The following is a 26,538-nucleotide window of genomic DNA, read 5'->3' as shown; positions in this document are numbered from 1 at the left end:
CGGACAAGATGCTGGACTTTCGCACCGTACGGGAGGAGGCACCGGGTCCCAAGTGGCAGTCGCTGTTCGACTACCACTGGCCGGCCTACGAGCAGTGGTATCTGAGCGAGGGCGAACGCGAACGGCCCGCCTACCTGGCCTGCTTTAACGCCCTGCGACGCCACATGCCCGAGCTGGTGGGCACCTATCGGAGCCTGTGCGAGCTGGCCGGGGGAGGCGATCTCAGCGCTCGCTTGCTGAGCCTGTATCGTCCGCCGGCCTATATCACCGGCTGTTCCCAGGCAGTGCTGGCCCGGCCGTCCGCGACGGTGCTGGCCCGCAACTACGACTACCCGCCGGAGCTGTGCGAGGGCACCATCCTCTACAGCCGCTGGAACCAGCGCCGGGTCATCGCCATGTCCGATTGCCTGTGGGGCGTGCTCGACGGCATGAACGACGCCGGGCTGACGGTCTCCCTGGCGTTCGGCGGACGCAAGGCGGTGGGCGACGGCTTCGGCGCGCCGATCATACTGCGCTACGTGCTGGAGACCTGTGACGACGTGCATCAGGCTTCCGAGGTATTGGCCCGGGTCCCCACGCACATGGCCTATAACATCACGGTTGCCGACCGGGCCGGCCGTTACGTGACGGCGATGATTGCGCCCGATCGCCGGGCCAGCATCCGCCGCGTGCCGGTGGCCACCAATCACCAGAAGAAGATCGAGTGGTATGCCCATGCCCTGGCGTCGGAAACGCTGATCCGCGAACGCCAGCTATCGATCCTGGTGGACGACGAGAGCACCAGCGAGGCGCGTTTCGTGTCTGCCTTCGCGGCGCCGCCGCTGTTCCGTCACGATTACGGCCGTGGCCTGGGGACCATCTACACCGCCGTTTATCGTCCGGCCGAGGGGCGAGCCAGCTTCCGTTGGCCGGGGCTCGCCCTTGAACTGGGCTTCGACGACTTTCCCGAGGAGCGCATCACCGTGCGCTACGGGGCGCGGGGGCTCTATACGGGCTGAGAGGGTGTTTACAAAAGTCACGAGCGACGGCAAGACAAGGCGAAATCATCCGAAAAAGCGGAGTTTACGAGCTGGTAAATGAGCATTTTGAGGCTGATTTCAACGCCGTATGGCCGAGCGTAGTAGTTTGTAAACACCCTCTGAACGGGTGCAGAACAAGAGCCATGAGGGGACCGCCATGCACGAGAGCAGCCATACCGAAACGTCATATACCGCGTTGGGCTTTTACCACAAGATTTCCCAGCTGCGCGCCGATACCTGGAACGCGCTAAAGCGCGATCTCGGTCATCTGGTGCGCCTCAAGGACGAAGGTGGCGAGCGCCAGTTGATCAAGGCGATCGACGTCAAGCTCACCCGCCTGGAGATCATCGAGGACTACCATGCCTTTCCCTCCAAGGAGGACTTCCGGCACATATGGGCGCTGTTCGACCGCGAGGAGTACGTGCTGCTCGAGAAGGTGGTCAAGCGTCTGGTGCGCGCGCTGATCAGCGAGTCCTACCGGCGTCGCCACGTCGACCTGAGCGAGACCGATGCCGACGCCGAGGACCTGGAGACCCTGGACGCCCTCAACCAGCTGCGACGCGGCCACCCGGCCTCCAACAGCTCGGCCCAGCCCTATTTCGAGCTGCTGATCGTCGACAACTGCTCGCCACAGGAAGAAGAGGTGGTCCGCGAGGCCTTCCACAACCTGCGCCGCCCCGAGGACCGATTCGTCTACGACGTGGTCACCGCCCGCAGCTTCGAGGACGCCCTGATCGCGGTACTGGTCAATCCCAACATCCAGGCCTGCCTGATCCGTTTCGATTTCCCCTTCAAGTCGAAGTACAACCTCAGCGCCCTGCGCGGCTACCTCGAGGGGCTGTCCGAGCAGTCGCTGGAGACCCATTCGGAGGCGGAGCGCAGCATCCTGCTCAGCTCGATGATCAACGAGCTGCGCCCCGAGGTGGACCAGTTCCTGGTTACCAGCGGCGACGTGGAGGCCACGGCGAGCCGCGACCTGCGCTTCTTCAAGCGGATCTTCTATCGCGAGACCGACTATATCGAGCAACACCACACCATCCTGCGCGCCATCGACGACCGCTATCGCACGCCCTTCTTCGACGCCCTGCGCGAGTACAGCAAGAAGCCCACCGGCGTCTTCCATGCCATGCCGATCTCGCGCGGCAAATCGGTGACCCGCTCGCACTGGGCGGGACACATGATCGACTTCTACGGCATCAATATCTTCCTGGCCGAAACCTCGGCGACCTCGGGCGGTCTGGATTCCCTGCTGCAGCCCTACGGGCCGATCAAGAAGGCCCAAGAGTATGCCGCCCGGGCCTTCGGCGCGCGGCAGAGCTTCTTCGTCACCAACGGCACCTCCACGGCCAACAAGATCGTGGTCCAGGCGCTGATCAAGCCCCGCGACATCGTGCTAGTCGATCGCGACTGTCACAAGTCCCACCACTACGGCATGGTGCTGGCCGGTGCCCACGTCAGCTACCTGGATTCCTATCCGCTCCACGACTACTCGATGTACGGGGCGGTGCCGCTGAACGAGATCAAGAAGACCCTGCTCGAACACAAGCGGGCCGGGACCCTCGACAAGGTGAAGATGCTGTTGCTGACCAACTGCACCTTCGACGGCGTGGTCTACAACGTGCGGCGGGTGATGGAGGAGTGCCTGGCGATCAAGCCGGACCTGGTGTTCCTGTGGGACGAGGCCTGGTTCGCCTTTGCCTCCTTCAACCCCACCTATCGCCCGCGCACCGCCATGCACGCGGCGCGTACGCTGCGCGACCGCTATCGCAGCGAGGCCTATCGGGAAGAGTATGCGGCCTGGAAGGCCGAGTTCGACGCCCTCGATCCCGAGGACGACGCCACCTGGCTCGACCGGCCGCTGATGCCCGACCCCGACCTCGTGCGCATCCGCACCTACGCCACCCACTCGACCCACAAGACCCTGACCTCGCTGCGTCAGGGGTCGATGATCCATGTCTGGGACCAGGACTTCCGCCAGAAGGTCGAGGCGCCGTTCCACGAGGCCTACATGACCCACACCTCGACCTCGCCCAACTACCAGATCGTGGCCTCGCTGGACGTGGGCCGGATGCAGGCGGAGATGGAGGGCTTTGAGCTGGTGCACGCCCAGGTCGAGACGGCGCTGTCGCTGCGCGAGCAACTCTATACCCAGCCGCTGCTGCAGAAATATTTCCGGGTGCTCAAGAACAGCGACATGGTGCCCGCCGCCTACCGGGAGTCGGGGGTCGAGTCTTACTACGACCCGGTCACCGGCTGGAACCAGATGGAGGAGGCCTGGGCCCGCGACGAGTTCGTGGTCGACCCCACCCGGGTCACCATCGCCATCGGCGCCACCGGGGTCGACGGCGATGCCTTCAAGAACGAGTACCTGATGAACAAGTACGGTATCCAGATCAACAAGACCTCGCGCAACACCGTGCTGTTCATGACCAACATCGGCACCTCCCGGGGGGCCATCGCCTACCTGCTCGACGTGCTAATGAAGATCGCCAGGGAACTCGAATACCGCTGGGAAGAGAGCAGTCGTCCCGAGCGCAAGATCATCGAGCGCCGCGTTCACTCCCTGACCCAGGAGCTGCCGCCGCTGCCGGATTTCAGCCGCTTCCACGACGGCTTCCGGCGCGGCGCCGAGACCCAGGAAGGCGACATCCGCAGCGCCTACTTCCTGAGCTACGACGAGGAGAACACCGAGTACCTGAGCTTCGTCAACGGCGAGCTTCAGGCCCAGATGCGCGCGGGGCGGGACGTGGTCTCGGCCAGCTTCGTGATCCCCTATCCGCCGGGCTTTCCGGTGCTGGTGCCGGGGCAGGTGGTCAGCGAGGAGATCCTGCATTTCCTGCAGGCCCTGGACGTCAAGGAGATCCACGGCTATCGCCCGGAACTGGGTCTGCTGGTGTTCACCGAGGCCACCCTGGCCGAGCCTCCGGCGTACTGAAGGCGGCACAAAAAAAATCGCAACTCTACGGCGCCGGAACGAAAAATCGCCTCGTTCCCGGCGCCTGACTTCAAAAACTCCCGCCCGCCTTCCTGCCTTACCCTGACACCATCACGCGGCAACCGCCGCGGAGCCATGTCATCGCCGATACGATCCTGCATCGGCGTTTCAGGGGAGGTGCTTATGACGCTGTCCAACATGCTCGACGACCCGCGCCTGTTCCGGCAGTACGCCTATGTCGACGGCAAATGGACCCACGGCGACGAGGGCCGCGAGGACGCGGTCGTCGATCCGGCCACCGGCGAGTTGCTGGGCCATATTCCGCTGCTCGAGCCGGCCCAGATCACTGCCGCCGTGGACGCCGCCGAGGCGGCCTACGTGCACTGGCGGGCGCTGCGCGCCGACGAACGCTGCGAGCGCCTGCTGGCCTGGTACGACCTGCTGCAGGCCCACCGCGAGGATCTGGCGCTGATCATGACCCGCGAGCAGGGCAAGCCGCTGCCGGACGCCCGCGGCGAGGTCGAGTACGGCGCCAGCTTCGTGCGCTGGTTCGCCGAGGAGGGCAAGCGTACCTTCGGCGAGACCATCCCCAGCCACATCCCCAACGCTGCGCTCGGCACGCTCAAGGAGCCGGTGGGCATCGCCGCGCTGATCACGCCATGGAACTTCCCGCTGGCGATGATCACCCGCAAGGCCGCCGCCGCCATGGCCGCCGGCTGCCCGGTGATCGTCAAGCCGGCCCACGAGACGCCGTTCTCGGCGCTGGCGCTGGCCGAACTGGCCGAGCGGGCCGGCATCCCGGCCGGCATCTTCAACGTGGTGCTGGGCGACGCCGCCGAGGTCTCGAAGCTCTTGTGCGATGAGGATCGCATCAAGGCGCTGTCGTTCACCGGCTCCACCCGCGTCGGCCGGCTGCTGATCGAGCAGTGCGCCCACACCGTCAAGCGGGTGTCGCTGGAGCTCGGCGGCAACGCGCCCTTCATCGTCGGCCCGGACATGGACCCCAAGGAAGCGGCCTTTGCTGCGGTGGCGGCCAAGTTCCAGACCGCCGGTCAGGACTGCCTGGCGGCCAACCGCATCCTGGTGCACGAATCGATCCACGACGACTTCGTCGAGCAGTTCGCCGAGCGCATGGCGGCGCTGACCGTGGGCAACGGCCTGGACGGCGAGGTCGACCTGGGTCCGCTGATCCACCGCCAGGCGGTGGAGAAGGCCGCGTCCATCGTCGACGACGCCGTCTCCCGCGGCGCCAGTCTGGTGGCCGGCGACCAGAATCAGGCGCCGGGCGAGAACTTCTTCATGCCGACCCTGCTGACCGGGGTGACGCCGCAGATGAAGGTCTGGCGCGAGGAGAACTTCGCCCCGGTAGCGGGCATCACCGCCTACCGCGACGACGACGAGGTCATTGCGATGGCTAACGACACCGAGTACGGCCTGGCGGCCTATGTCTATACCCATGACATCCGCCGCATCTGGAAGCTGCTGCGGGCGCTGGAGTACGGCATGGTCTCGGTCAACTCGGTGAAGATGACCGGCCCGCCGGTGCCCTTCGGCGGCGTCAAGCAGTCGGGCCTGGGCCGTGAGGGCGGCGTGACCGGCATCGACGAGTATCTGGAGACGAAGTACTACTGTCTCGGCGCCCTGGGTTCCGTTTCCGGGAGCTAGCTTTATCCGGGAGCCTGCTGCGCTCGACCATACGTCGTTGGATCCTGTCTCGGGCGCGAGTCCGATCGAACATGCTCATTTACAGAACGTAAACTCCGCTGTTCTCTCCAGGATCCGCCTTGTCTGGTCGTCGCTCGCAGAGCTCTCTTGTATTGAGGCAGAAGTTTTTCAGCAACCCGTGCCCGAGCGGCGCGGGTTCAGGAACAGAGGACCGGCGGTGGCCGGTCCTGACATAACGAACGACGAACATCCTCCCCGCCGGAGTCGGGGAGCCTAACTGGAGACACGCATGACCACCCATCAGGATCTGATCGATCGCGACCGCAAGGTGACCTTCCACGCCTCCACCCACCTGCGCGACTTCGCCCACGGCGACGCGCCGGGCCGCGTGATCACCGGCGGCAAGGGCATCCATATCGTCGACAAGGACGGCCGCGAGTTCATCGACGGCTTCGCCGGCCTGTACTGCGTCAACATCGGCTATGGCCGCACCGAGGTGGCCGAGGCCATCTATCAGCAGGCCCTCGAGATGTCGTACTACCACACCTATGTGGGGCACTCGAACGAGCCGCAGATCGCCCTGTCCGAGAAGATCCTCGAGCTGGCCGGCCCCGGCATGTCCAAGGTCTACTACGGCATGTCCGGCTCCGATGCCAACGAGACCCAGCTCAAGATCGTGCGCTACTACAACAACGTGCTCGGTCGTCCGCAGAAGAAGAAGGTCATCTCGCGCATGCGTGGCTACCACGGCTCCGGCATCGCCACCGGCTCGCTGACCGGTCTCAAGGCCTTCCACGACCAGTTCGACCTGCCGATGAACGGCATCCTGCACACCGAGGCGCCGTATTACTATCACCGCGCCGCCGAGCAGGAAGGCATGACCGAGCGCGAGTTCTCCAGGCACTGCGCGAGCAAGCTCGAGGAGATGATCCTGGCCGAGGGCCCGGACACCGTGGCCGCCTTCATCGGCGAGCCGGTGCTCGGCACCGGCGGCATCGTGCCGCCGCCGGAAGGCTACTGGGACGAGATCCAGGCCGTGCTGGCGAAGTACGACGTGCTGCTGATCGCCGACGAGGTGGTGTGCGGCTTCGGGCGCATCGGTGCCGACTTCGGCAGCCACCACTACGGCATCAAGCCGGACCTGATGACCACCGCCAAGGGCCTGACCAGCGCCTATCAGCCGCTGTCCGCGGTGATCGTCGGCGACCGCGTGTGGCGGGTGCTGGAGCAGGGCACCGGCGAATATGGTCCGATCGGCCACGGCTGGACCTATTCCGGCCACGCCCTGGGCTGCGCCGCCGGCCTGGCCAACCTGGAGATCATCGAGCGTGAGGGCCTGACCGCCAACGCCGCCGAGACCGGCGCCTACCTGCAGCAACGCATGGCCGCTACCTTCGGCGACCACCCGATCGTCGGCCAGGCGCGCGGCGTCGGCATGCTGGCCTCGCTGGAGTTCTCCGCCGATCCGGAGAAGCGCGCCCACTTCGACCCGTCGCTCAAGGTCGCGCCGCGCATCGCCGCCGCCGCCCTCGAGGAGAACCTGATCGCCCGCGCCATGCCGCAGGGTGACATCCTCGGCTTCGCCCCGCCGCTGGTCGCCACTCGAGACGAGATCGACGAGATCATCGCTCGCACCGAGCGCGCGGTGAACAAGGTCACCGACGAGCTGGTCCGCGAAGGCGTGCTGCAGACCGCCTGATCGCGCTCGCCTTCCACGAACGCCGCGGCCTCGCCGCGGCGTTTCTCGTTGACGCTTCCCTCGCCCCTCGCCCCTCGTCTCCTTCCCCCTCGCACCTCGCCCCTCGCACCTCGCATCTCACTCCTTCCCCCTTCGTCCCCTTGTGCCCGGCCCGATGCTGGCCCAGTCTTGGAAAGGTTTATCGTGTGGAGGAAGACGCCCATGGCGACGCTACTGGCCTTCGATGTCTATGGCACCCTGATCGACACCCATGGGGTGGTCACCGAACTGGAGGAACGCCTCGACGAGCCGTCGCGGGCGGCCGAGTTCTCGCGCCGCTGGCGCGACAAGCAGCTCGAGTACAGCTTCCGTCGCGGGCTGATGGGCGCCTACGTGGACTTCGCCCGCTGCACCCGCGAGGCGCTGGAGTACACCGATCGCGCGCTCCAGACCCGGCTCTCCGAGGCCGACAAGGATCACCTGATGGGCAGCTACGGCCGACTGCCGGCCTTCCCCGAGGCCGAGCAGGCGCTGGCGCGGCTGGCCGAGGCCGGCGTCAGCTGCGTGGCCTTCTCCAACGGCAGCCAGGAGGCGGTGACCCGGCTGCTCTCCGCGGCCGGGCTGCGCGACCGCTTCGAGGAGATCGTCAGCGTCGACGAGGTGAAGCGCTTCAAGCCCGATCCGGCGGTCTACTTCCATCTGCGCCAGCGCCTCGAGGCCGAATCGGCCGACACCTGGCTGGTCTCCAGCAATCCCTTCGACGTGATCGGCGCGCGCCATGCCGGCCTCCATGCGGCCTGGGTGCGGCGCAATCCCGAGGCGCCGTTCGACCCCTGGGGCATCGAGCCGGACGTCACCGTGGCCGACCTGGAGGCGCTGGCCGACTACCTGGTGTCGTGATCGTCGCCGGGTCGGTAGCGCTCGCCGACCCGGTGCAGCAGCGTGAACTGTCGCTCACAACGCCGGCAGGCGCCGCAGATCGCCAGATGAAACCGCAGCGACAGCCGCTCGCTCCGGGTCAGCGGCCGGTCGAGCGCGAGCGACATCAGGCGCGTGGCCTGCTTGCACTTCATCATGGGGTGTCCTCCTCAAGCCAGCCGCGCTCGAGACAGGCCCGCAGGCGCAGGCGGGCGCGGTGCAGCATCACCCAGCAGTTGCTCTCCCCGATGCCCACCGTCCGGCAGATCTCGTCGGTGGACAGCCCCATCAGCTCGCGCAGCGAGAACACCCGGGCGAGGTGCTCCGGCAGGGCGATCATGCAGGCGTCGAAGACACGCCAGAAACGCTCGCTCTCGAAGGTCGCCTCCGGCTCGCCCCAGCTGCGTGGTCGGGCCTCGAGATTCCAGTGGCCGTCGCGGTGGAACTGGCGGTCGACGGCGTCGTCGGTGTCTTCGTCCTCCAGCGGCGTCCAGCGGCCCTGGCGCTGCTGGGCGCGCATCAGGTCGAGGATCTTGTGCTTGAGGATGCCGAACACCCAGGTCTCGTAGCCGGACCGGCCGCGGAAGCTGGCGTTCTTCTCCAGCGCCGCGGCCAGCGCCTCCTGCACGGCGTCCTCGGCCTGGGTGCGATCGCGCAGATGCATCAGCGCGAAGGACACCAGGCGCGGGCGCACCGCGGCCAGGCGCTGTCGGCGTTCCTCGTCGGAGCGCTCCTCATGGGGGCGCTCCTTATCGGGGAACTCGTGGTCGGCCGGATCGGAATGAGCGGTCACCGTGTCTCCTCGTCGTCCATGTCCTCGTCATGTTCCCAGCCTAGTGCCCGGGCGCCGTGAGCGTGATCACGCGTCCGCCGGCGGCCTCGGCGTCTTCCCGGTCGTGGGTCACCATCAGGGTCGGCAGGCCCCGCTCGCGCACGCGAGCGAACACCAGCCGGCGCATCTCGTCGCGCAGCGCCGCGTCGAGCCGCGAGAAGGGTTCGTCGAGCAGCATCGCCCGTGGCTCGGCCAGCAGCACCCGCATCAGCGCCACCCGGGCGCGCTGGCCGCCGGAGAGCGTCTCCGGGTCGCGGTCGGCGAAGCCGGACAGCCCGATATCGGTCAGCGCCGCGTCCACCCGCCGGCGTCGCTCGGCCCGGCCGTCGCCGGCGGGCAGCCCGAAGGCCAGGTTGCCGCCCACGCTCAAGTGGGGGAACAGCAGCGGGTCCTGGAACAGCAGCCCCAGCCGGCGCCGCTCCGGCGGCGCGTCCGTCAGGTCGTCGTCACCCAGCCGGATGCGCCCGCCGGCCTCGAAGGCCGGCGCGAGGAAGCCGGCGACCTGGGCCAGCAGGGTCGACTTGCCGACGCCCGAAGGGCCCATGAGGGTCAGCACCTCGCCGGGGGCGATGCGGGCGTCCACGGCCACCAGCGGGCGGCCGCTCCGTGTGATGACGACGTCGTCGAGGATCAGCGGGCTCGGTTCGGGCATGGCGTGGCTCATGTCGCGGTGGAATCAGAAACGCGATGGTGAAACAGCCACCGCGGCAGGCCGGCGGCCAGGATGAAGCCCAGCGCCGGCAGCGCCAGCTGGCCCAGCGCGAAGACCGCGGTCAGGCGGCGGTCGCCGCCGCTGGCCAGGCTCACCGCCTCGGTGGTCAGAGTCGCCAGCCGGCCGCCGCCGAGCAGCAGGGTCGGCAGATACTGACCGACGCTGACGGCGAAGCCCACCGCGGCGGCTGCGCCGATCGGCGCGGCCAGCAGCGGCAGCCTCACCCGCCAGAACACGCGCGCCTTCGAGGCGCCGAGCGCGGCGGCGACCTGGCCCCAGCGCGGGTCGAGCCGTCGATAGCTCTCGGCAAGCGTCAGGAACACATAGGGCAGCACGAACAAAGCATGGCCCAACGCCGCCGCCAGCCAGCCGGCGGCCAGCCCCAGTTGGGCCTGCCACTGCACCAGGCCGTAGAGGAAGGCCACCGGCGGCACCAGCAGCGGCAGGTAGAGGATCAGCTGCGTCCTCGGCGCGAGCGTTCTGCGGCGCAGGGCCTCGGCCTCCAGGCAGCCGATCGCGAGCGCCAGCGCCAGCAGGGTCGAGGCGAGCCCCAGACTCGCGGTGTGGGCCAGCGGCGTGGCGCCAGACGCGAGTCCCTGGCGCCAGGCGTCGAGTGTCATCGGCGAGGGCCAGGCGGCGGGAAAGGGCCACCAGCCGGCCAGCGACCACAGCAACAGTCCCAGGAGGCTGGCGCCCAGCATCAGGATCGAGAGCGCGGTGAGCCCGGCGGCCAGCGTGCGCCCGAGCCGCTCGCCGCGGGCGCGTACGCCGCCGATCAGCCAGCCGGCGGCGAGCCTAGCCACCAGCCGCTCGGCCAGCCACCAGGCCAGCAGCGACAGGGCGGTGACGCCGAGCTGCAGCAGGGCCGCGGCCGAGGCCTGGAAGCGCAGCGCCAGGTCGGGATCGTTCAGCCAGCGCACCACCGCCACGGCCAGCGTCGGCGGCGTCGAGGGGCCGAGGATGATCGCCACGTCCACCGTCGAGCCGGCGAAGGCGATCACCGCATAGACCGGCAGGCGGATCAGCGGATAGAGCCCCGGCAGCACCGCGCGCAGGAAGGCGTTGAGCCGCCCGTAGCCCAGTGATCGCGCGACTCGGAGGCGCTCCTCGGCGCGGCACTGGGGCAGGGCGGCGAGGCTCATCAGCAGCAGGAAGGGCACCTCCTTGAGCACCAGCCCGGCGATCAGCGCTAGCCCTGCCGGGTCGCCGGGAAACAGGTAGTCTGGCGGCTGCTCCCAGCCGCTCGCCCAGGGCGAGACCAGTCGGCTGGCGAGCCCCGAGGGGGCGAGCAGGAAGGCCAGGCCGATGGCCGCGGCGGCATGGGGCACCGCCAGCAGCGGCGCCAGCAGGCGCTGCACCCAGCGCAAGGGGCGGGTGCCGAGGAAGGCGCCGAGAAACAGCGTCACGATGGCGAGCGCGATCACGCTGCTGGCGAGCCCGGTGACCAGGCTCAGGCACAGCATGTCGGCCAGGCCCGGAGCCTGCAGGAGGGCGCGCCAGGGGGAGAGCGTCAGGGTCTCGCCGCCCAACGCAGGCAGCCAGCCGAAGGCCGGCGCCACCACGCCGACGAGCCCCGCCGCCACCGGCAGGCTCAGCAGCGCCAGGGTCAGGCCCGGGAAGGGGCGGATCGCCCGCTCGAACGGCGTCATCGGCTCCAGCCCCAGCTCGAGATCCGGGAGGCGTCTGCCGGCTCAGCCGTCGCCATAGCGCGCCTGCCAGCCCGCCTCCAGGGCCTCCGTCCAGCTGGGGTGCGGCTCGGGCAGCAGCCGTCCCAGCGCCTCGGGCGGCAGCCGGGCGGAGGAGGCGTCGTCGACCTCGAAGGCCGCGCGCTGCTCGGGCGTGAGGGCCTCCATGTCGAGCACCGTGGGATCGCCCCAGACGTCGATGTCCTGCTTGCGGGCCTGAGCCTCGGGCGAGAGCAGGAAGTTGGCCAGCACCATGGCTCCGGCCTTGTGAGCGGCGTTGAAAGGAATCGCCACGAAGTGCACGTTGCCCAGCGTGCCGTCGTCGAGCACGTAGCTGCGGGTGCTCGGCGGCAGCCGATGGACGGCCACCGCGGCGGCGGGCTCGGACGGGTTGAAGGTGAAGGCCAGCGACAGCTCGCCGTCGCCCATCAGCCGCTTGAGCTCGGGGCCGCCGCTGGGGAAGTCGCGGCCTTCGCGCCACAGGTGCGGGTGCAAAGCGTCGAGGAAGTCCCACAGCGGGGCGGTCACCGCCGCCACGTCGTGGGCCGAGGCCGGCTCGGCCAGCACGCTCGGGTCCTCGGTCAGCTCGATCAGCGCCTGCTTGAGGAAGGTGCTGCCCAGGAAGTCCGGCACCAGCGGATAGGTGAAGCGCCCGGGGTGGGCGCGGGCCCAGTCGAGCAGCGCGGCCATGCTGCCCGGCGGCGCCTCGACGCGCTCGGCATCGAAGTAGAAGGTCAGCTGGGCCTTGCCCCAGGGCGCCTCGAAGCCCTCGGTGGGCAGGGTGAAGTCGGTGATGACCTCGGGATTGGCCTCCGGGGCGGTCAGGGCGAAGTTCGGCAGGCGCGAGGCGAAGGGGCCGTAGAGCAGCTCGTGGCGCTTCATGGCGGCGAAGTTCTCGCCGTTGATCCACACCAGGTCGATGGCGCCATCATCGACGTTGCCGGCCGACTTCTCGGCGATCACCCGCGACACCGCGGCGGCGGCGTCATCGAGCTTGACGTGCACGACCTCCAGGTCGAAGCGCTCGCCCATCTGCTTGGCGACCCAGTCGATGTAGCGATTGATGGTGGCGTCGCCGCCCCAGGCGTTCCAGTACACGGTCTGGCCCTGGGCCTCCGCCTCGACGTCGTCCCAGGATGCGGTCCCCGGCGCCGGCTGAGCGCTGGCCTGGGGCGCGGTCAGCGCACCGGCGAGCGACAGCGCCGCGCCCAGCAGCAGCGGCAGAAAAGGGGGCCAGCGTGTCGGCGAGCGGCGTGAGGGCATCGGGGCTTCCTTGTCGATATAGAGAGGCGATAAGAGAGACGTCGAGAGCGACGTGAGGCGGCCCAGGTCTGTCGTGGCCGCGCCGTCTTCCTTACGGCGCCACCAGCATAGCGCGGCGAGGCGTTGCCCTCTCGGGGCGATGGTAAACGCAGGCCCCTTATGTGCGGTGACGGCGTCTACACTGATCGGCAGGCCCTAGGTTCTGTACGAAAACTGTCTGCGCTCGCCCATACGGCGTTAAAAATCGGCTCAAAGTACTCATTTACACCACGCAAACTCCGTCTTTTCACCGATTTTTGCCTTGTCTGTGCATCGCTCGCCGACTTTTCGCACAAAACCTAATGCGTTCCGTCGCTATGGCCTGTCCCCATTCCGAGATCGAGGCGAGGTTGCCATGATGTCCCGGTCGTCCCTGCCGCATCGCGTGCTGTTCTGGTTCAGCCTGGCCTGCCTGCTGCTGGGCGGGATCGCCGCCTGGCATGCCGCGGCGCAGCAGCAGCGCGACACGGCGCTGGTGATGACCCTCGACGGCGCCATCGGTCCGGCCACCGGCGACTATTTCCTGCGCGGCCTGGATATCGCCGCCGAGCGCGAGGCGCGTCTGGTGGTGGTGCAGCTGGATACGCCCGGGGGGCTCGACGCCTCCATGCGCGACATGATCTCGGCGATGCTGTCCTCGGAGATTCCCGTGGTGTTCTACGTTTCGCCCGGCGGCGCCCGGGCGGCCAGCGCCGGCACCTACCTGCTCTATGCCAGCCACGTGGCGGCCATGGCGCCGGCCACCCATCTGGGGTCTGCCACGCCGGTGCAGATCGGCGGCGGGGGCGGGCTGCCCGGCATCGGCGAGCCTGACGAGCCGAGCGCACAGGATCCGGCGGCGTCCGGTGGCAAGGACAAGTCGGCCGCCGCGCCGGCGTCGACCGAGGGCGACGAGGCCCAGGCGACGCGCGACGGCGTCGAGCCCAGCGAGGACGGGCAGGCGACCGAAACGGAGGCGCCCAAGCGCCGCGGCGAGACCGCCATGGAGCGCAAGGTGCTGGAGGACGCCGTGGCCTATATCCGCTCGCTGGCCGATCGCCACGGCCGCAACGCCGACTGGGCCGAGGACGCGGTACGCGAGGCGGTCAACCTCACCGCCCGGGAGGCGCTGGAGCGGAACGTCATCGACGTGCTGGCCACGGACCTCGACGACCTGTTCGCCCAGCTCGACGGCCGCGAGGTGGTGATGGAGAACGGCACCCTCACCCTGCAGACCGCGGATCTCGTCGTCGAGCGCTTCGATCCCGACTGGCGCACCCGGCTGCTGGAGGTGATCACCACCCCCAACGTGGCCTACTTCCTGATGATCATCGGCTTCTACGGCCTGATCTTCGAACTCGCCAACCCCGGCAGCCTGGTGCCGGGCACCATCGGGATCATCTGCCTGCTGCTGGCGCTGTTCGCCTTCCAGGTGTTGCCCGTCAACTATGCCGGCCTGGCGCTGATCCTGGTGGGGCTGGCGCTGATCGTCGGCGAGGCGCTGATGCCCAGCTTCGGCATCCTGGGCATCGGCGGCATCGTGGCCTTCGTGATCGGATCGGTGATGCTCATGGACGCGGATACCCTGAATATCTCGCTGCCGCTGATCGGCGGCGTGGCTCTGGTGGCGGCGGGCCTGATGCTGTGGGTGATGACCCGCTTCCTGGGCCTGCGCCGGCGCACGCCGCGCACCGGCCAGGAGGAGCTGATCGGTAACGAGGCGGTGGCGCTGGAAGACTTCCAGGGGGAGGGCCACGTACGGCTGCGGGGAGAGCGCTGGAATGCCCGCAGCGGGGCCTCGCTGCATCGCGGCCAGACGGTGCGGGTGGTCGCCATCGAGGGTCTCACCGTGGAGGTGGAGCCGCTGGAGGCGTCCGTCGGTGAGGCCTGATATCGCGTGATGTCTCGACCCCGAGATCGATACGCCCTGGGAACCGATACGTTCCTGAAACCGAAAGGAGACACGACATGCTGATTTCCTATCTCGTGCCGGTGGTGCTGGTATTGATGCTGATCGCGGCCTCGATCCGTATCCTGCCGGAGTACAAGCGCGGCGTGGTGTTCTTCCTGGGACGCTTCCAGGCGGTGAAGGGGCCGGGGCTGTTCATCATCATCCCGGGCATCCAGAAGATGCAGGTGGTCGATCTCAGGGTGATCACCATGGACGTGCCGGAGCAGGACGTGATCTCCCAGGACAACGTCACGGTGAAGGTGAACGCGGTGCTCTACTTCCGGGTGGTGGACCCGGAGCGGGCGATCATCCAGGTCGAGCACTACGTCAACGCCACCAGCCAGCTGGCCCAGACCACGCTGCGCTCGGTGCTCGGCAAGCACGACCTCGACGAGATGCTCTCCGAGCGCGACCGGCTCAACGACGACATCCAGGAGATCATCGACGCCTCGGCGGAGAGCTGGGGCATCAAGGTGGCCAACGTCGAGATCAAGCACGTCGACCTGGACGACAGCATGATCCGCGCCATCGCCCGCCAGGCCGAGGCGGAGCGCGAGCGGCGCGCCAAGGTGATCCACGCCGAGGGCGAGCTGCAGGCCTCGAAGAAGCTGCTCGAGGCCGCCAACGTCATGTCCGGGAATCCGATGGCGCTGCAGCTGCGCTATCTGCAGACCATGAGCGACATGAGCAACAAGAACGCCTCGACCATCGTGGTGCCGCTGCCCATCGACCTGTTGGACGCCTTCAAGTCGATGACCGGCGCCGTCGGTGACAAGGGCAATCAGTGATGGCAGGCGGCATGGACAGCCATCGTGTCCTCGGGGCTGATCCGTCGACAGGTCTGAGAGGGGCGCTGTGAACCCATCCGTGGGCGCTACTTTTGCCCTGCGGCGCTCTCGCATCCTGCTTCGCTTGCAGGACCGGTGCAGGCCATCCTTGGCCAACCCGTTCGGCGAGAATCGCCTCACCCATGGCAAACACCTCCTCTACGACCTGTCCCCGGCGCCCCTCGTTGATCTTCGGGTCTCGCCGGATGCAGCGATCCGGCGTGTCTGGTAGACTTGCGCGCTTCCGACGGGCGGCCCGAGACGGGTGCCGCCGATCCAACGCAAGGGAACCGATATACCGTGATGCCCTCTCGTTCCGGGCTGGCCACGCCGCCCTAGTATTTCCCTCCCGAATTCGGGCCGCGATGACGTCGTCATGATGTCATCGCGGCCGGGCATCGTCCCGATGTCCTGGGCGCCCCGCGCCCGTCTAGTACCGTCAGCCTCTTTACCATGGCGCCACCGCGCGTTCGAGACGCCACGGCGTCGGCCTCCTCGCGATGCCGGGAAGGGCTGCGCACGACACGACCCCGACGCCTCTACGGCCCAACCACCACCCTCGACTGGACCGCAGCATGACTCGATCCCTCAAGCAAGAATGGTTCTCCAACATCAAGGGCGATCTCCTGTCGGGGATCGTCGTCGCCCTGGCGCTGATCCCCGAGGCCATCGCCTTCTCGATCATCGCCGGCGTCGACCCCAAGGTCGGCCTCTATGCCTCCTTCTCCATGGCGGTGATCATCGCCTTCGCCGGCGGCCGGCCGGGCATGATATCGGCGGCCACCGGCGCCATGGCGCTGTTGATGGTGACGCTGGTCAAGGAGCACGGACTCCAGTACCTGTTCGCCACCACGCTGCTCACCGGCGTGCTGCAGATCGTCGCCGGCTACCTGCGCCTGGCCGACCTGATGCGCTTCGTCTCGCGCTCGGTGGTGACGGGCTTCGTCAACGCCCTGGCGATCCTGATCTTTATGGCACAACTTCCTGAATTAACAGGGGTGACATGGCATGTGTATGCCATGACCGCGGCGGGCCTCGGCATCATCTATCTGTTCCCCTACGTGCCGGTGATCGGCAAGGCGCTGCCGTCGCCGCTGGTGTGCATCCTGGTGCTGACCGCCGTGGCCATGGCGACCGGGCTGAACATCAACACCGTGGGCGACATGGGCGAGCTGCCCGACACCCTGCCGGTGTTCCTGTGGCCGGACGTGCCGCTCAACCTCGAGACCCTGACCATCATCTTCCCCTACGCCATCATGCTCACCGTGGTGGGCCTGCTGGAGTCGATGATGACCTCCACCATCGTCGATGAGCTGACCGACACCGAGAGCGACAAGAACCGCGAGTGCAAGGGCCAGGGCATCGCCAACATCGGCACCGGCCTGCTCGGCGGCATGGCAGGCTGCGCGATGATCGGGCAGTCGGTGATCAACATCAAATCCGGCGGTCGCGGGCGCCTGTCCACCCTGTTCGCCGGCGTGATGCTGCTGATCATGGTGGTGTTCCTGTCCGACTGGGTGTCGCAGATTCCCATGGCGGCCCTGGTGGCGGTGATGATCATGGTCTCCATCGGCACCTTCAGCTGGACCTCGATCCGCGACCTGAAGAAGCATCCTCTGTCCACCAACATCGTGATGCTGGCCACCGTGGCGGTCACGGTCAGCACCCACAACCTGGCCATGGGCGTGTTCGTCGGCGTGCTGCTGGCCTCGCTGTTCTTCGCCAACAAGGTCGGCAACATCCTCTACATCGGCGTCGAGGAGGCCGATGCCGGCAGCCGCCGCGTCTATCGGGTGGTGGGCCAGGTGTTCTTCGCCTCCTCCGAGCGTTTCGGCCGCGCCTTCGACTTCAAGGAGAGCGTGGAGAAGGTCACCATCGACCTGTCCCGGGCGCACTTCTGGGATATCACCGCCGTGCAGGCGCTGGACATGGCGGTGATCAAGTTCCGCCGCGAGGGCACCGAGGTCGAGCTGGTCGGCCTCAACGAGGCCAGCGCCACCATCGTCGACCGCTACGCCATCCACGACGACCCGGAAGCCGTCGAGAAGCTGATGGGCGGCCACTGAGCCGCACCCGACATTCACCAGCACGGGCCGGCGAGCGTGCCGGCCCCGCACATCGCGACAAGGAATGACGACATGTCACAGAAGGTCTACTGCATCGCCCAGTTCCAGCCCAAGCCCGGCCGCGAGGCCGCGGTGTTCGCCGCGCTGCAGGCGCTGGAGCCCAACGCCCATCGCGAGGACGGCTGCCTCCAGTACACCGTGACGCGCCACGTCGATCACCCCAACGCCCCGGGCGAGAGCTACCCGATCGTCTTCCACGAGATCTGGGCCAGCCGCGAGGCCTTCGAGGCGCACTGCAACCGCCGTGAGATCCAGGCCTTTTTCTCCGCCCAGGTCGAGGCCGAGGACGGCGACGTGGCCGACGCCAACGTCTGCGTCTACACCGACGAGCCCCAGGACTTCGACGCGCCGCGGTTCTGAGCCCGACGGGCGGGCCCTAGGCAGGGCCCGCCGGATGGGGTAGAACTCAGAGACGCGACAACGACACACGCCGGCTTCAGGACACACAGATGACAGAACAGGTGATGGCCGCCATCGACGGCTCGCAGTTTTCCGAGGGCGTCTGCGACTACGCCGCCTGGGCCAGTCAGGCGCTCGAGGCGCCGCTGACCTTCCTGTACGTGGTCGACAACCACCCGCAGACCGCCGAGGCCGATCTCTCCGGCAACATCGGGCTGGGCTCCCGCGAGCACCTGCTCGAGGAGCTCTCGCAGCTCGACGAGCAGCGCGCCAAGGTCGCCCAGGAGCAGGGCCGGCTGATGCTCAAGGCGGCCAAAGAGCGAGCCGTCGAGGACGGCGTCGCGGAGCCCGCTGGCCGCCAGCGCAACGGCACCCTGGTCGAGACCCTCGCCGAGCTGGAAGACGAGATCCGTCTGCTGGTGGTGGGCAAGCGTGGCGGGGGAGCTGGTCAGGACAGCGAGCACCTGGGCTCCAACCTCGAACGGGTGGTGCGCGGCCTGCATCGGCCGATCCTGATGGTGCCTCAGGCCTTCAAGCGCCCCGAGAAGGTGATGATCGCCTTCGACGGCAGCAACACCACGCGCAAGGGCGTCGAGCTGCTGGCCAGTAGCCCGCTGTTTTCCGGCATCGCCTGCCACGTGGTGATCGTCGGCGCCGAGACCGGCGACAACCGCTCCCAGCTCGACTGGGCGCTTGCCACCCTGCGCGAGGCCGGCCACGAGGCCGAGGGCGCGATTCGCGCCGGCGAGGTCGAGGAGACCCTGCGTGCCTACAAGCAGGAGCACGACATCGACCTGGTGGTGATGGGCGCCTACGGCCATTCCCGCATCCGCCACCTGCTGGTGGGCAGCACCACCACCGAGATGCTGCGCCACGCCAGCGTGCCGGTGCTGCTGCTGCGCTGAGCCGCGTCTCGCTCGTTCGGGCCCCGCCATGGCGGGGCCTTTTTATGCCACCGCGACAAGGAGTCATGCATGAGCTATCGCACTCTGCTGAGGGACCATCGGGGGCTGCTGGGCATCGCCTTGCTGGCGATGTTCTCGTCGAGCCTGGGTCAGAGCTTCTTCGTCGGCCTGTTCCAGGCGCCCATCGCCGAACGGCTGGGCTTCTCCGCCGGCGAGTTCGGCACCGCCTATTCGCTGGTCACCCTGGCCGCCGGCTTCGCCGTGCTGCGCCTGGGGCCCGCCATCGACTGGGTGGCGCCGCGCCGCTTCGCGCTGGCCATCCTGGCGGCGCTGGGCATCGGCATCCTGCTGCTGACCGCCTCGCCCTGGTGGCCGCTGGGGCTGCTCGGCCTGGGGCTGGTGCGGCTATGCGGCCAGGGCATGATGAGCCATCTCGGCAACACCCTGGCCGGGCGCGAGTTCGAGGGGCTGCGCGGCCGTGCCCTGGGGCTCGCCGGCATGGGGCTGATGCTCGGCGAGACCCTGCTGCCGCCGCTGGTGGCGGGGCTGCTGGTGTGGCTCGGCTGGCGCGAGCTGTGGTGGACGCTGGCCGCGGGGCTGGCGGCGCTGTGGACGCTCACGCTGGTGCGGGCGCCCTGGCCCGAGGCGCCGGGGGCGCGGCCGGACCGGGCCGCGGCGGCGCAGGGGCCGAGGCCGTTTCGCGACGCTCGCTTCTGGCGCCTGCTGCCGCTGCTGATGACTCTGCCGGTGGCCATGACCGGGCTGTTCATCTACCAGGCGCAGCTGACCGCCTCGATGGGCAGCTCGCTGGCGGTCTATTCCCTGGCGCTGACCGGCATGGGACTGTCCAAGCTGCCCGGGGCGCTGCTCGGCGGCCACTGGGTGGATCGGCTGGGGGCGGTGCGCCTGGCCCGGCTCTATCTGTTGCCCTTCGCGCTGGGGCTGGTGCTGGCGCTCACCCAGGGTGGCCACCTGGCGATCTGGGCGCTGATGGTCGGCGGCGGTCTCGCCATGGGGGCCCAGGAGTCCATCGCCACCAGCCTGCTGGTGCGCCTGTGGGGCGCCGAGCACCTGGGGCGGGTGCGCGCCACCCTGAGCGCGGCCATGGTCTTCTCCACCGGCATCGCCCCGGCGGCGCTCGGCGTGGCCCTGGATCTGGGGGCCTCCTTCTCGCTGGTGCTGGCCGGCATGCTGACGCTGCTGGTCGGCGGCTGGTGCCTGGCCCAGGGCGTGCTGCGTCAGGCCGCCGACGCCTGACGGGCCATCAACCGGCCCAGCAGCCGGTCCAGCGACAGCGCGCCGGGGCCGCGCAGCAGCAGGGTCAGCAGTCCCGTCGCCCAGAGGCCGTGGGTCACCCAGGCCTCGGGATAGACGAAGGTCTGGATCATCAGCGTCATGATCAGCAGGCCCAGGGCGGCCAGGCGCGTCGCCAGGCCCGCCCACAGCAGCAGCGACAGCCCGAACTCGGCCAGCGTCGCCAGCCAGGCGGCGAGCACCGGCGAGATCAGCGGCAGGGCGTACTCGTGCTCGAAGAGGAAGAAGGTGCTCTGGGCGATCGAGAAGCCGTCGACCTTGGTCAGCGCCGAACGGAAGAAGACGCTACCGAGCACGATGCGCGCCAGCAGGGCCACGAGATCGACGGGCAGTCGGTCGAGGGCCGGCTCGAGGCGACGATAGTAGAGGCGCAGCGGCATCAGCAGGACGTTCATGGGGCGGTCTCCTCATCCGGCTCGTCATCACTGGGCGCGGCATGGCGCTCGCAAAGCGCGCCGAGGCCGAGCAGGGTGCCCAGTGCCTCGCCGGCCGCCGTCTCGCCGTGGGGCTCGGCGACTGCCGCCAGCGCGTCGCCCAGGTGCGCGCCCGGATGCTCCCGAAGCCTGCGATACAGCGAGGCGGTGACGGCGTCGACGGGCGTCAGCAACACGCGCTCGCCGCGGCGTACCGCCAGCCAGTCCTCCTCGCCGGCGACGACGGATTCGACCGGCGCCTCGCCCCGCTCCAGCCGCTGCCACAGCGCACCCACCGCGAAGCGACAGCGCACTCGCCGCGTGGCCGGCCGCGGCGTCACGCACAGGCGTGCCGGGTCGGGAGGCTCGGCCAGTCGGGCGGCGTCCAGGGCCGACGCCTCGACGGCATGGCCGACGTCCAGCCGGGCGCGCTCCAGCCGGCAGACGTCGCTCACGTAGCGATGGCCGGCCAGCGGCGGAAGATCGTCGAGGAAGTCGGCGAAGCCGGCGCCGTAGCGAGACAACCTCGGCTCCTCGGGCAGATGATCGCGGGCGAAGTCGCCGGCCGCGGCGGCGAAGTAGCGCGGGCCGAGCAGCGTCCGGGTATGGGGAAAGGCGCTGGCCAGCGCCTCGATCAGGCTTTGGCGGACGTTGTTGCGATAGACGTCGAGCCCGGCGGGCCGGCCCAGCTCGGCGGCCCTGTCGTTGCCGGGCGCGGCATCGAGGGCGCGTAGGGCGGCGGCGAAGCGTCGCTGCCACTCGGCCAGGGCGCTCATGCGGGCATCCTTGTCGGTTCCCGAGAGGCGCGGGCACGATGGGTGCGGGCCAGCTCGGCCTCCGCCAGCCAGCGCTCGAGGGTCGGCACCTTGGTGTCCCACTCGATCAGGGTCGGCGCCTCGGGGGCGGCGGATGCCCAGCGGCGATACAGCGACCAGACGGCCTCGGTGACCGGGCTGCCGTGATCGTCGATGCGCAGCGGCGGCTCGACGGCGGTGTCGAGGCTATGGCCGGCCAGATGCATCTCTCCCACGGCGTGCCAGGGCAGGGCGGCCAGGTAGGTGTCGAGGTCGCGCCCCAGGTTGTGGGCGCTGATATAGGCGTTGTTGAGATCCAGCAGCAGCCCGCAGCCGGTGCGGGTTACCAGCTCGGTCAGGAAGTCGGCCTCGTCGAGGGTGTTGATCGGGATCGTCACGTAGAGGCTGGGGTTCTCGATCAGCAGCCGGCGCCCCAGGGCCTGCTGGACGATGTCGATGTTGCGGACGAGCAGCGCCAGGCTCTCCTCGGTCAGCGGCACCGGCAGCAGGTCGTTGTAGCAGTGGCCGTCGAGCCGGCTCCAGGCCAGGTGCTCCGAGACCAGCGCCGGCGATAGCCGATTCACCAGCTCGACCAGCCGGGCGAGGTGCGCCGGGTCGGGGCGCTCGGCGCCGCCCAGCGACAGCCCCACGCCGTGTACCGAGAGCGGATAGCGCTTGGCCAGTTCAAGGAGCTCCTCGCGGGCGGGACCACCCGCGGCCATGTGGTTCTCGGCGTGCAGCTCCAGGAAATCCGCCGCCCGGGAGGCGGCGAGCAGCGCCTGTGCATGCTGTGGCTTGAAGCCGATGCCCACGGCAGTCGGCGCCAGCGGGGGCGTCAGGGACGGTGACATGGCGATCTCCTCGTCAGCGCCGGCCCGCCGCATGGCGGGCCGGCATGGCCATCAGGGACGCTCGATCTCGCTCAGGCTGCCCATGCCGTGGGGCGTCTCGATACTGGTGCAGGTGCCCTCCGGCACCAGCGTCCAGGCGTTGCCCTGGTAGTCCACGGTGGAGGTGCCGGCGCATGTGGTGCCCGGGCCCGCCTTGCAGTCGTTCTGGCCGGCGAGGGCCACGCCGTAGCACTTCTCCATGGCCTCTCCGTCCTGGGCCTGGGCGGCGCTCATGGCACCCGCCTGGGCGATGGCGGTGGTGAACACGGCGGCCAGCATGGTGGAACGCTTCATGGGGTCTCTCCTCTGAGATGTCGGATGCGCCTCGCGACGAAGCACCGATGCGCCCCTCTTTGTCGTGCCATCGGGGAAAGGCTTACAGCGCGATCGGGCGTGACACCATCGAAAGAAGGGAAAGAAAAGATGAGCAGCCAGCCAAGTGGTAGATATTTCTGCAATATGATGAAAAGTTGGTTTATATAACTTTATATACGGAAGACTTTGGTTGGCATGACGCCCCGCTTGGCGGCGTGCTGCGTTAAGATCGTGGGCCTTTTTTATCGACTTCAGGAGCGATGCCATGACCATCCAGCGCCATGACACCAAGGCCCGCATGAGCCGGGCCGTGATCCACCGCGGCGTGGCCTACCTGTGCGGCCAGGTGGCCGGCCCCGAGGCTCGCCAGGGCGATATCACCGCGCAGACCGAGAGCATGCTGGCCCGCGTCGACGGCCTGCTGGCCGAGATCGGCTCCGATCGCGAGCACCTGCTGACCGCCACCATCTATCTCAAGGACGGCGGGGACTTCGCCGCCATGAACGCCGTGTGGGACGCCTGGGTGCCGGAAGGCCATGCCCCGGCGCGGACCTGCGTCTGTGCGCCTATGCCGGCGGACGAGCTCAAGGTCGAGATTACCGTCACTGCGGTGGTGAAGGACGCCTGAGCCGGTCTTCGACCCGGCGTCCATGAGCGATGAAACGCAAAAGGTCGACGCATGATGCGTCGGCCTTTTGCGTTGGCGGGACTGCGTGGCGAACGGATCAGCGCAGGCAAGGGTCTTCCAATGGCACCTCGCGCGGCCGCAGGCGGCGCGAGAGGGCATCCACGGCGATATTGAGCCCGGCGGTGACCAGCAGCAGGAAGGCCGCCGTATCGAACATCAGGTACTGGAAGTTCTCGTCGATGTAGTAGCCCAGGGTGGACACGCCCAGCATGCCGAGGATCGCCGTCTCGCGCAGGATCACCTCGGCGCGGTAGTAGAGCAGCGCCAGCAGGCTCGGATAGACCCGTGGCAGCAGCTCGTAGGCCAGCCGGCCCGAGGCGGGCAGCCCCGGCATGCCGGGCTCCAGGGCGTCGGCGTGGCGGGCGGCGAGGAAGGCGATCAGGGCGCCGTTGTGCAGCGCCAGCGCCAGCCAGGCGGGCAGCATCGAGGGCCCGAGCAGCAGCAGGAAGACGAAGGCCAGCAGCAGCTCCGGCGTCGAGCGCAGGAACACCAGCAGCCCGCGGCCCGCCAGCCGGCTGGCCGGGTGGCCGAAGTGGCGGCTGGCCAGCGGCCACAGCGCCAGCGCCACCAGCAGCGCGCCGACGGTGCCGAGCAGCGCCAGCAGCAGGGTGTGGCCGATCGCCGGGCCGAGGTCGGGCACGCTGGCGAACCAGTCGGCCAGACCCGCCCAGTCGCCGGCGAGCAGCGGCGCAGGCCACAGGTCCTGGCTGACGAAGCGCCACAGCAGCCCGCCGTCCACCGCCGGCCAGGGGCCGAGCAGGAAGGCGCCGCCGACCAGCAGCAGCGGCACCAGCCGCCGGTGGCTCCACCAGGGCAGGGTGGCGATCAGCAGGTAGAAGCACCACAGCAGGGCGCCGGCCTCCGGATAGCGGGCCTCGCGGAAGGCGGTCTCGAGCTGGAAGCCCAGCGTCGGCAGGCCGACGAAGCCCAGCAGCACGCTGGCGCGCAGGCCGCACTCGAAGCGGTAGCGGGTGTAGGCGGCGAGCTGGGCCCAGGCCAGCGGCAGCTCGGCGTAGAGGAAGCGCGACAGCCGCCCGACGCCGGGTGGCAGGGCGTCGCTCGGCGCGCGCGGGGTCTGCTCGAGGATCTCGGCGAATACCTTGGCGAAGATACCGGCGTAGGGAATCGCCAGCGCCGCCAGGGCGGTCAGTGCCGAGAGCCCGAACACCTGCAGGAACAGCAGCGCCCAGAACAGCTCGTGGATGGCGCGCACGAAGGCGCAGCCGGCGCGCACCAGCCGCGAACGGGCGAACAGCAGCGCCAGCGGGAAACCCAGGACCACCCCGGCCAGAGTGCCCCACAGCGCCACCGAGACCGTCAGCCCCAGGGCGTGGAAGGGCGACTCGATGGCGGTGACATCCGGCCAGGCGAGGCCCTGGATCATCCGACCGAGCGTCGCCCAGGGGTCGCGGGTCACCACCGACAGATCGGCCAGCGGCAGCACCAGCACCGCCAGGGCGATCAGTGTCAGGGTGTGGCGGGCCAGGCGCGGGCCGGTGGCGCGGCCGGCCAGCCAGCCGGGCCGGCGCGGCAGGGTGGTGGCGGTCATGCGCGCCCCCGCGAGCAGGGCAGGGTCTCCGGCGAGGGGAGCGCAGGCTCGGCCGCCGCGTCGCTCGCCGCATGGGGTTCGGCATCGGGATAGAGGGCGTCGAGATCGGCCAGGGTCAGGGTGTCGGACGGCGCGTCGATGACGATGCGGCCGTCGCGCACGCCCCATACCCGGTCGAAGTGAGTCAGCGCCAGCTCGCGCTGGTGCAGGGCGATCACGCTGGTGGTGTGGCGCTCGTCGATCAGCCCCAGCAGGCGCCGCGCCTGGTGCGGGTCGACGCTGGCCACCGGCTCGTCGCCGAGGAACACCTCACGCGCCTGGTAGAGCGCGCGGGCGATGGCGGTGCGCTGACGCTGTCCGCCGGACAGCTGCCCCACGGGGCGTCGCATCAGCTCGGCCAGGCCGAGCAGCTCGCACAGCTCGGCCACTTCGCCCCAGGGGCCGCGCAGCGGTCGCACCAGGTTCCACAGGTTGGCCAGCGCCGAATGCTCGGCCAGCCGGCCCATGTAGATGTTGTGATAGACCGCGAGCCCCGGCACCAGGCCGTGATGCTGCGGACACCAGGCGACCACGCCGCCGAGCTGGGCGCGCAACGCCGCCAGCAGGGTGGACTTGCCGGCGCCGCTGGGGCCGAGCAGGGCGACGCGCTCGCCGCGGGCCAGCCGCAGGCATACCTGCGGCAGCACCACCCGGTCGCCATGGCCGAGGTCGACGCCGTCGAGCGTTACCAGGGTCTCGCTCGGTTGGCTCATCAGCGCAGCAGGCCGAGCGCTTCCGCCACGTCCTCGATCGGCGCGTACATGGCGTTATCGGCGGGGATGAAGGCCGAGCGCGGGAAGCTGTCGAGCAGCTCGGGCTCGTCCATTTCCAGCAGCGCCTCGCGCACCTTGTCGGAGAAGCCGTCGCCGAAGCGCTCGTCGGCGTCGCCGCGAATGGTCCACTGGTAGTCCGGATAGGTCGGCGTGGACCAGATCACCTTGACCTTGTCGGTGTCGACGCGGCCGTCCTCCACCGCGGCGTCCCACACCGCGTAGTTGACCGCGCCCAGCTGGTAGGTGCCGGCCTCGACCAGCGAGATGGTACGGGTGTGGTCGCCGGAGAAGCCGACCCGTGAGAAAACCTCATCCGGCGCCTCGTCGAAGCGCTGACGCAGATAGTAGTCAGGCATCAGGCGCCCGGAGGTGGAGGTGCGCGAGCCGAAGGTGAAGCTCATGTCCTCGACCGCGTCGGGCAATTCGTCCCCTGCATTCAGCCCCGTCGACTCATGGGCGATGAAGTAGGTCTTGAACGCCGCGTCCTCGGCGCCCTGGGCGATGGCCTGGGAGCCCGGCACCAGACGGCGCGCCTGCACGCCGGACAGGCCGCCGAACCAGGCCAGCTGCACCTGGTCGTTGCGGAAGGCGGTGACCGCCGCGCCGTAGGACTTCACCGGCACGTATTCCACGTCCACGTCCAGCTTCTCCTCGAGGTAGTCGGCGACCTTGGAGAAGCGCTCGACCAGCCGCGACTGGTCTTCGTCGGGAATGGCGGTGAAGCGGAAGGTGTCGGCGGCCGCACCCTGAGTGAACAGGGCGAGGGCGGCGGCGGAAGCGGCGATCCAGCGCATGGGCGGTCTCCTGGAAGGAATCGGAAGGGGGCTATT

The 26,538-nt window shown here is 68.9% G+C and carries 24 protein-coding genes; 12 read left to right on the top strand and 12 right to left on the bottom strand.

Annotation, left to right across the window (positions count from 1 at the left end):
- Window positions 1–8: 8 nt before the first annotated feature.
- From MYL53_RS10960 to MYL53_RS10940, 5 genes are all read left to right on the top strand, one after another.
- Window positions 9–998, top strand: a complete 990-nt coding sequence (locus MYL53_RS10960; RefSeq protein ID WP_247853898.1) for a C45 family autoproteolytic acyltransferase/hydrolase — start codon at window positions 9–11, stop codon at window positions 996–998.
- A gap of 178 nt (window positions 999–1,176) precedes the next feature.
- Window positions 1,177–3,954 carry an aminotransferase class I/II-fold pyridoxal phosphate-dependent enzyme gene (locus MYL53_RS10955; RefSeq protein WP_247853897.1) on the top strand — a complete coding sequence of 926 codons (2,778 nt, stop codon included), beginning with the start codon at window positions 1,177–1,179 and terminating at the stop codon, window positions 3,952–3,954.
- Between the two features lie 183 nt (window positions 3,955–4,137).
- A complete protein-coding gene (locus MYL53_RS10950) occupies window positions 4,138–5,619 on the top strand; it encodes an NAD-dependent succinate-semialdehyde dehydrogenase (protein ID WP_247853896.1) in 1,482 nt (493 codons plus the stop codon).
- A 289-nt stretch (window positions 5,620–5,908) separates the two neighbouring features.
- Window positions 5,909–7,318 carry an aminotransferase gene (locus MYL53_RS10945; protein WP_247853892.1) on the top strand — a complete coding sequence of 470 codons (1,410 nt, stop codon included), beginning with the start codon at window positions 5,909–5,911 and terminating at the stop codon, window positions 7,316–7,318.
- A gap of 201 nt (window positions 7,319–7,519) precedes the next feature.
- Window positions 7,520–8,197, top strand: coding sequence for a haloacid dehalogenase type II (locus tag MYL53_RS10940; RefSeq protein WP_247853891.1), 678 nt, complete (start codon window positions 7,520–7,522; stop codon window positions 8,195–8,197).
- On the opposite strand, the gene MYL53_RS10935 is transcribed toward MYL53_RS10940, so the two are convergent.
- The 5 genes from MYL53_RS10935 to MYL53_RS10915 are packed head-to-tail and all read right to left on the bottom strand — an operon-like array spanning window position 8,182 to window position 12,707.
- A complete protein-coding gene (locus tag MYL53_RS10935) occupies window positions 8,182–8,373 on the bottom strand; it encodes a zf-HC2 domain-containing protein (protein WP_247853888.1) in 192 nt (63 codons plus the stop codon). The genes MYL53_RS10940 and MYL53_RS10935 overlap by 16 nt on opposite strands.
- A complete protein-coding gene (locus MYL53_RS10930; RefSeq protein ID WP_247853886.1) occupies window positions 8,370–9,008 on the bottom strand; it encodes a sigma-70 family RNA polymerase sigma factor in 639 nt (212 codons plus the stop codon). Before MYL53_RS10930 ends, MYL53_RS10935 begins: the two co-directional genes overlap by 4 nt.
- Window positions 9,009–9,048: 40 nt before the next feature.
- Complete coding sequence (locus MYL53_RS10925) at window positions 9,049–9,699, bottom strand: ATP-binding cassette domain-containing protein (RefSeq protein ID WP_247853885.1); 651 nt, start codon at window positions 9,697–9,699, stop codon at window positions 9,049–9,051.
- A gap of 8 nt (window positions 9,700–9,707) precedes the next feature.
- Window positions 9,708–11,408: an ABC transporter permease gene (locus tag MYL53_RS10920; protein WP_247853882.1), complete on the bottom strand. Its 1,701-nt coding sequence runs from the start codon at window positions 11,406–11,408 to the stop codon at window positions 9,708–9,710.
- A gap of 42 nt (window positions 11,409–11,450) precedes the next feature.
- Complete coding sequence (locus tag MYL53_RS10915; RefSeq protein WP_247853880.1) at window positions 11,451–12,707, bottom strand: ABC transporter substrate-binding protein; 1,257 nt, start codon at window positions 12,705–12,707, stop codon at window positions 11,451–11,453.
- A 397-nt stretch (window positions 12,708–13,104) separates the two neighbouring features.
- On the opposite strand from MYL53_RS10915, the gene MYL53_RS10910 reads away from it, so the two are divergent.
- The 6 genes from MYL53_RS10910 (at window position 13,105) to MYL53_RS10885 (ending at window position 20,190) form a co-directional block, all read left to right on the top strand.
- Complete coding sequence (locus MYL53_RS10910) at window positions 13,105–14,616, top strand: NfeD family protein (RefSeq protein ID WP_425591752.1); 1,512 nt, start codon at window positions 13,105–13,107, stop codon at window positions 14,614–14,616.
- A gap of 77 nt (window positions 14,617–14,693) precedes the next feature.
- The gene (locus tag MYL53_RS10905) at window positions 14,694–15,464 is read left to right on the top strand and encodes a slipin family protein (RefSeq protein WP_247853877.1); all 771 of its coding nucleotides are present in this window, start codon (window positions 14,694–14,696) and stop codon (window positions 15,462–15,464) included.
- A gap of 614 nt (window positions 15,465–16,078) precedes the next feature.
- Window positions 16,079–17,569, top strand: coding sequence for a SulP family inorganic anion transporter (locus MYL53_RS10900; RefSeq protein WP_247853876.1), 1,491 nt, complete (start codon window positions 16,079–16,081; stop codon window positions 17,567–17,569).
- A 72-nt stretch (window positions 17,570–17,641) separates the two neighbouring features.
- A complete protein-coding gene (locus tag MYL53_RS10895) occupies window positions 17,642–17,989 on the top strand; it encodes a putative quinol monooxygenase (protein ID WP_247853874.1) in 348 nt (115 codons plus the stop codon).
- An 89-nt stretch (window positions 17,990–18,078) separates the two neighbouring features.
- Window positions 18,079–18,933, top strand: a complete 855-nt coding sequence (locus MYL53_RS10890) for a universal stress protein (protein WP_247853872.1) — start codon at window positions 18,079–18,081, stop codon at window positions 18,931–18,933.
- 69 nt (window positions 18,934–19,002) lie between these two features.
- Window positions 19,003–20,190, top strand: coding sequence for an MFS transporter (locus tag MYL53_RS10885; RefSeq protein WP_247853870.1), 1,188 nt, complete (start codon window positions 19,003–19,005; stop codon window positions 20,188–20,190).
- On the opposite strand, the gene MYL53_RS10880 is transcribed toward MYL53_RS10885, so the two are convergent.
- From MYL53_RS10880 to MYL53_RS10865, 4 genes are read right to left on the bottom strand one after another with little or no spacing between them, the layout of a single operon-like run.
- On the bottom strand, window positions 20,172–20,642 hold the full coding sequence (locus tag MYL53_RS10880; RefSeq protein WP_247853868.1) for a DoxX family protein: 471 nt from the start codon (window positions 20,640–20,642) through the stop codon (window positions 20,172–20,174). The two genes, MYL53_RS10885 and MYL53_RS10880, sit on opposite strands and share 19 nt — an antisense overlap.
- Entirely contained in the window at window positions 20,639–21,436 is a 798-nt protein-coding gene (locus MYL53_RS10875; RefSeq protein WP_247853867.1) for an HvfC/BufC N-terminal domain-containing protein, read from the bottom strand. The genes MYL53_RS10880 and MYL53_RS10875 overlap by 4 nt, the downstream gene beginning before the upstream one ends.
- Complete coding sequence (gene bufB, locus MYL53_RS10870) at window positions 21,433–22,305, bottom strand: MNIO family bufferin maturase (RefSeq protein WP_247853866.1); 873 nt, start codon at window positions 22,303–22,305, stop codon at window positions 21,433–21,435. The genes MYL53_RS10875 and bufB overlap by 4 nt, the downstream gene beginning before the upstream one ends.
- Window positions 22,306–22,356: 51 nt before the next feature.
- Complete coding sequence (locus tag MYL53_RS10865; RefSeq protein ID WP_247853864.1) at window positions 22,357–22,638, bottom strand: BufA1 family periplasmic bufferin-type metallophore; 282 nt, start codon at window positions 22,636–22,638, stop codon at window positions 22,357–22,359.
- Between the two features lie 286 nt (window positions 22,639–22,924).
- On the opposite strand from MYL53_RS10865, the gene MYL53_RS10860 reads away from it, so the two are divergent.
- Window positions 22,925–23,287 carry a RidA family protein gene (locus MYL53_RS10860; protein ID WP_247853862.1) on the top strand — a complete coding sequence of 121 codons (363 nt, stop codon included), beginning with the start codon at window positions 22,925–22,927 and terminating at the stop codon, window positions 23,285–23,287.
- 97 nt (window positions 23,288–23,384) lie between these two features.
- Here MYL53_RS10860 and MYL53_RS10855 read toward each other — a convergent pair whose 3' ends face one another.
- From MYL53_RS10855 to MYL53_RS10845, 3 genes are read right to left on the bottom strand one after another with little or no spacing between them, the layout of a single operon-like run.
- Complete coding sequence (locus MYL53_RS10855) at window positions 23,385–24,896, bottom strand: PhnE/PtxC family ABC transporter permease (protein WP_247853860.1); 1,512 nt, start codon at window positions 24,894–24,896, stop codon at window positions 23,385–23,387.
- Window positions 24,893–25,648 (bottom strand): ATP-binding cassette domain-containing protein, encoded by a 756-nt coding sequence (locus MYL53_RS10850; protein WP_247853859.1) that lies wholly within the window; start codon window positions 25,646–25,648, stop codon window positions 24,893–24,895. Before MYL53_RS10850 ends, MYL53_RS10855 begins: the two co-directional genes overlap by 4 nt.
- A complete protein-coding gene (locus MYL53_RS10845; RefSeq protein WP_247853857.1) occupies window positions 25,648–26,502 on the bottom strand; it encodes a putative selenate ABC transporter substrate-binding protein in 855 nt (284 codons plus the stop codon). The genes MYL53_RS10850 and MYL53_RS10845 overlap by 1 nt, the downstream gene beginning before the upstream one ends.
- Window positions 26,503–26,538: the final 36 nt, after the last annotated feature.

It is taken from the genome of Halomonas getboli, assembly GCF_023094245.1.
Taxonomy (GTDB): domain Bacteria; phylum Pseudomonadota; class Gammaproteobacteria; order Pseudomonadales; family Halomonadaceae; genus Halomonas; species Halomonas getboli.
The sequence above is the reverse complement of the archived record's forward strand: the minus strand, read 5'-3'. Positions and strand labels throughout refer to the sequence as shown.

Bases quoted from the DNA above. Each gene is read 5' to 3' on its own strand.
- MYL53_RS10960 (WP_247853898.1), top strand. From the start codon at position 9: ATGCTGGACTTTCGCACCGTACGGGAGGAGGCACCGGGTCCCAAGTGG.
- MYL53_RS10955 (WP_247853897.1), top strand. From the start codon at position 1,177: ATGCACGAGAGCAGCCATACCGAAACGTCATATACCGCGTTGGGCTTT.
- MYL53_RS10950 (WP_247853896.1), top strand. From the start codon at position 4,138: ATGACGCTGTCCAACATGCTCGACGACCCGCGCCTGTTCCGGCAGTAC.
- MYL53_RS10945 (WP_247853892.1), top strand. From the start codon at position 5,909: ATGACCACCCATCAGGATCTGATCGATCGCGACCGCAAGGTGACCTTC.
- MYL53_RS10940 (WP_247853891.1), top strand. From the start codon at position 7,520: ATGGCGACGCTACTGGCCTTCGATGTCTATGGCACCCTGATCGACACC.
- MYL53_RS10935 (WP_247853888.1), bottom strand. From the start codon at position 8,373: ATGATGAAGTGCAAGCAGGCCACGCGCCTGATGTCGCTCGCGCTCGAC.
- MYL53_RS10925 (WP_247853885.1), bottom strand. From the start codon at position 9,699: ATGCCCGAACCGAGCCCGCTGATCCTCGACGACGTCGTCATCACACGG.
- MYL53_RS10920 (WP_247853882.1), bottom strand. From the start codon at position 11,408: ATGACGCCGTTCGAGCGGGCGATCCGCCCCTTCCCGGGCCTGACCCTG.
- MYL53_RS10915 (WP_247853880.1), bottom strand. From the start codon at position 12,707: ATGCCCTCACGCCGCTCGCCGACACGCTGGCCCCCTTTTCTGCCGCTG.
- MYL53_RS10910 (WP_425591752.1), top strand. From the start codon at position 13,105: ATGTCCCGGTCGTCCCTGCCGCATCGCGTGCTGTTCTGGTTCAGCCTG.
- MYL53_RS10905 (WP_247853877.1), top strand. From the start codon at position 14,694: ATGCTGATTTCCTATCTCGTGCCGGTGGTGCTGGTATTGATGCTGATC.
- MYL53_RS10900 (WP_247853876.1), top strand. From the start codon at position 16,079: ATGACTCGATCCCTCAAGCAAGAATGGTTCTCCAACATCAAGGGCGAT.
- MYL53_RS10895 (WP_247853874.1), top strand. From the start codon at position 17,642: ATGTCACAGAAGGTCTACTGCATCGCCCAGTTCCAGCCCAAGCCCGGC.
- MYL53_RS10890 (WP_247853872.1), top strand. From the start codon at position 18,079: ATGACAGAACAGGTGATGGCCGCCATCGACGGCTCGCAGTTTTCCGAG.
- MYL53_RS10885 (WP_247853870.1), top strand. From the start codon at position 19,003: ATGAGCTATCGCACTCTGCTGAGGGACCATCGGGGGCTGCTGGGCATC.
- MYL53_RS10880 (WP_247853868.1), bottom strand. From the start codon at position 20,642: ATGAACGTCCTGCTGATGCCGCTGCGCCTCTACTATCGTCGCCTCGAG.
- MYL53_RS10875 (WP_247853867.1), bottom strand. From the start codon at position 21,436: ATGAGCGCCCTGGCCGAGTGGCAGCGACGCTTCGCCGCCGCCCTACGC.
- bufB (WP_247853866.1), bottom strand. From the start codon at position 22,305: ATGTCACCGTCCCTGACGCCCCCGCTGGCGCCGACTGCCGTGGGCATC.
- MYL53_RS10865 (WP_247853864.1), bottom strand. From the start codon at position 22,638: ATGAAGCGTTCCACCATGCTGGCCGCCGTGTTCACCACCGCCATCGCC.
- MYL53_RS10860 (WP_247853862.1), top strand. From the start codon at position 22,925: ATGACCATCCAGCGCCATGACACCAAGGCCCGCATGAGCCGGGCCGTG.
- MYL53_RS10855 (WP_247853860.1), bottom strand. From the start codon at position 24,896: ATGACCGCCACCACCCTGCCGCGCCGGCCCGGCTGGCTGGCCGGCCGC.
- MYL53_RS10850 (WP_247853859.1), bottom strand. From the start codon at position 25,648: ATGAGCCAACCGAGCGAGACCCTGGTAACGCTCGACGGCGTCGACCTC.
- MYL53_RS10845 (WP_247853857.1), bottom strand. From the start codon at position 26,502: ATGCGCTGGATCGCCGCTTCCGCCGCCGCCCTCGCCCTGTTCACTCAG.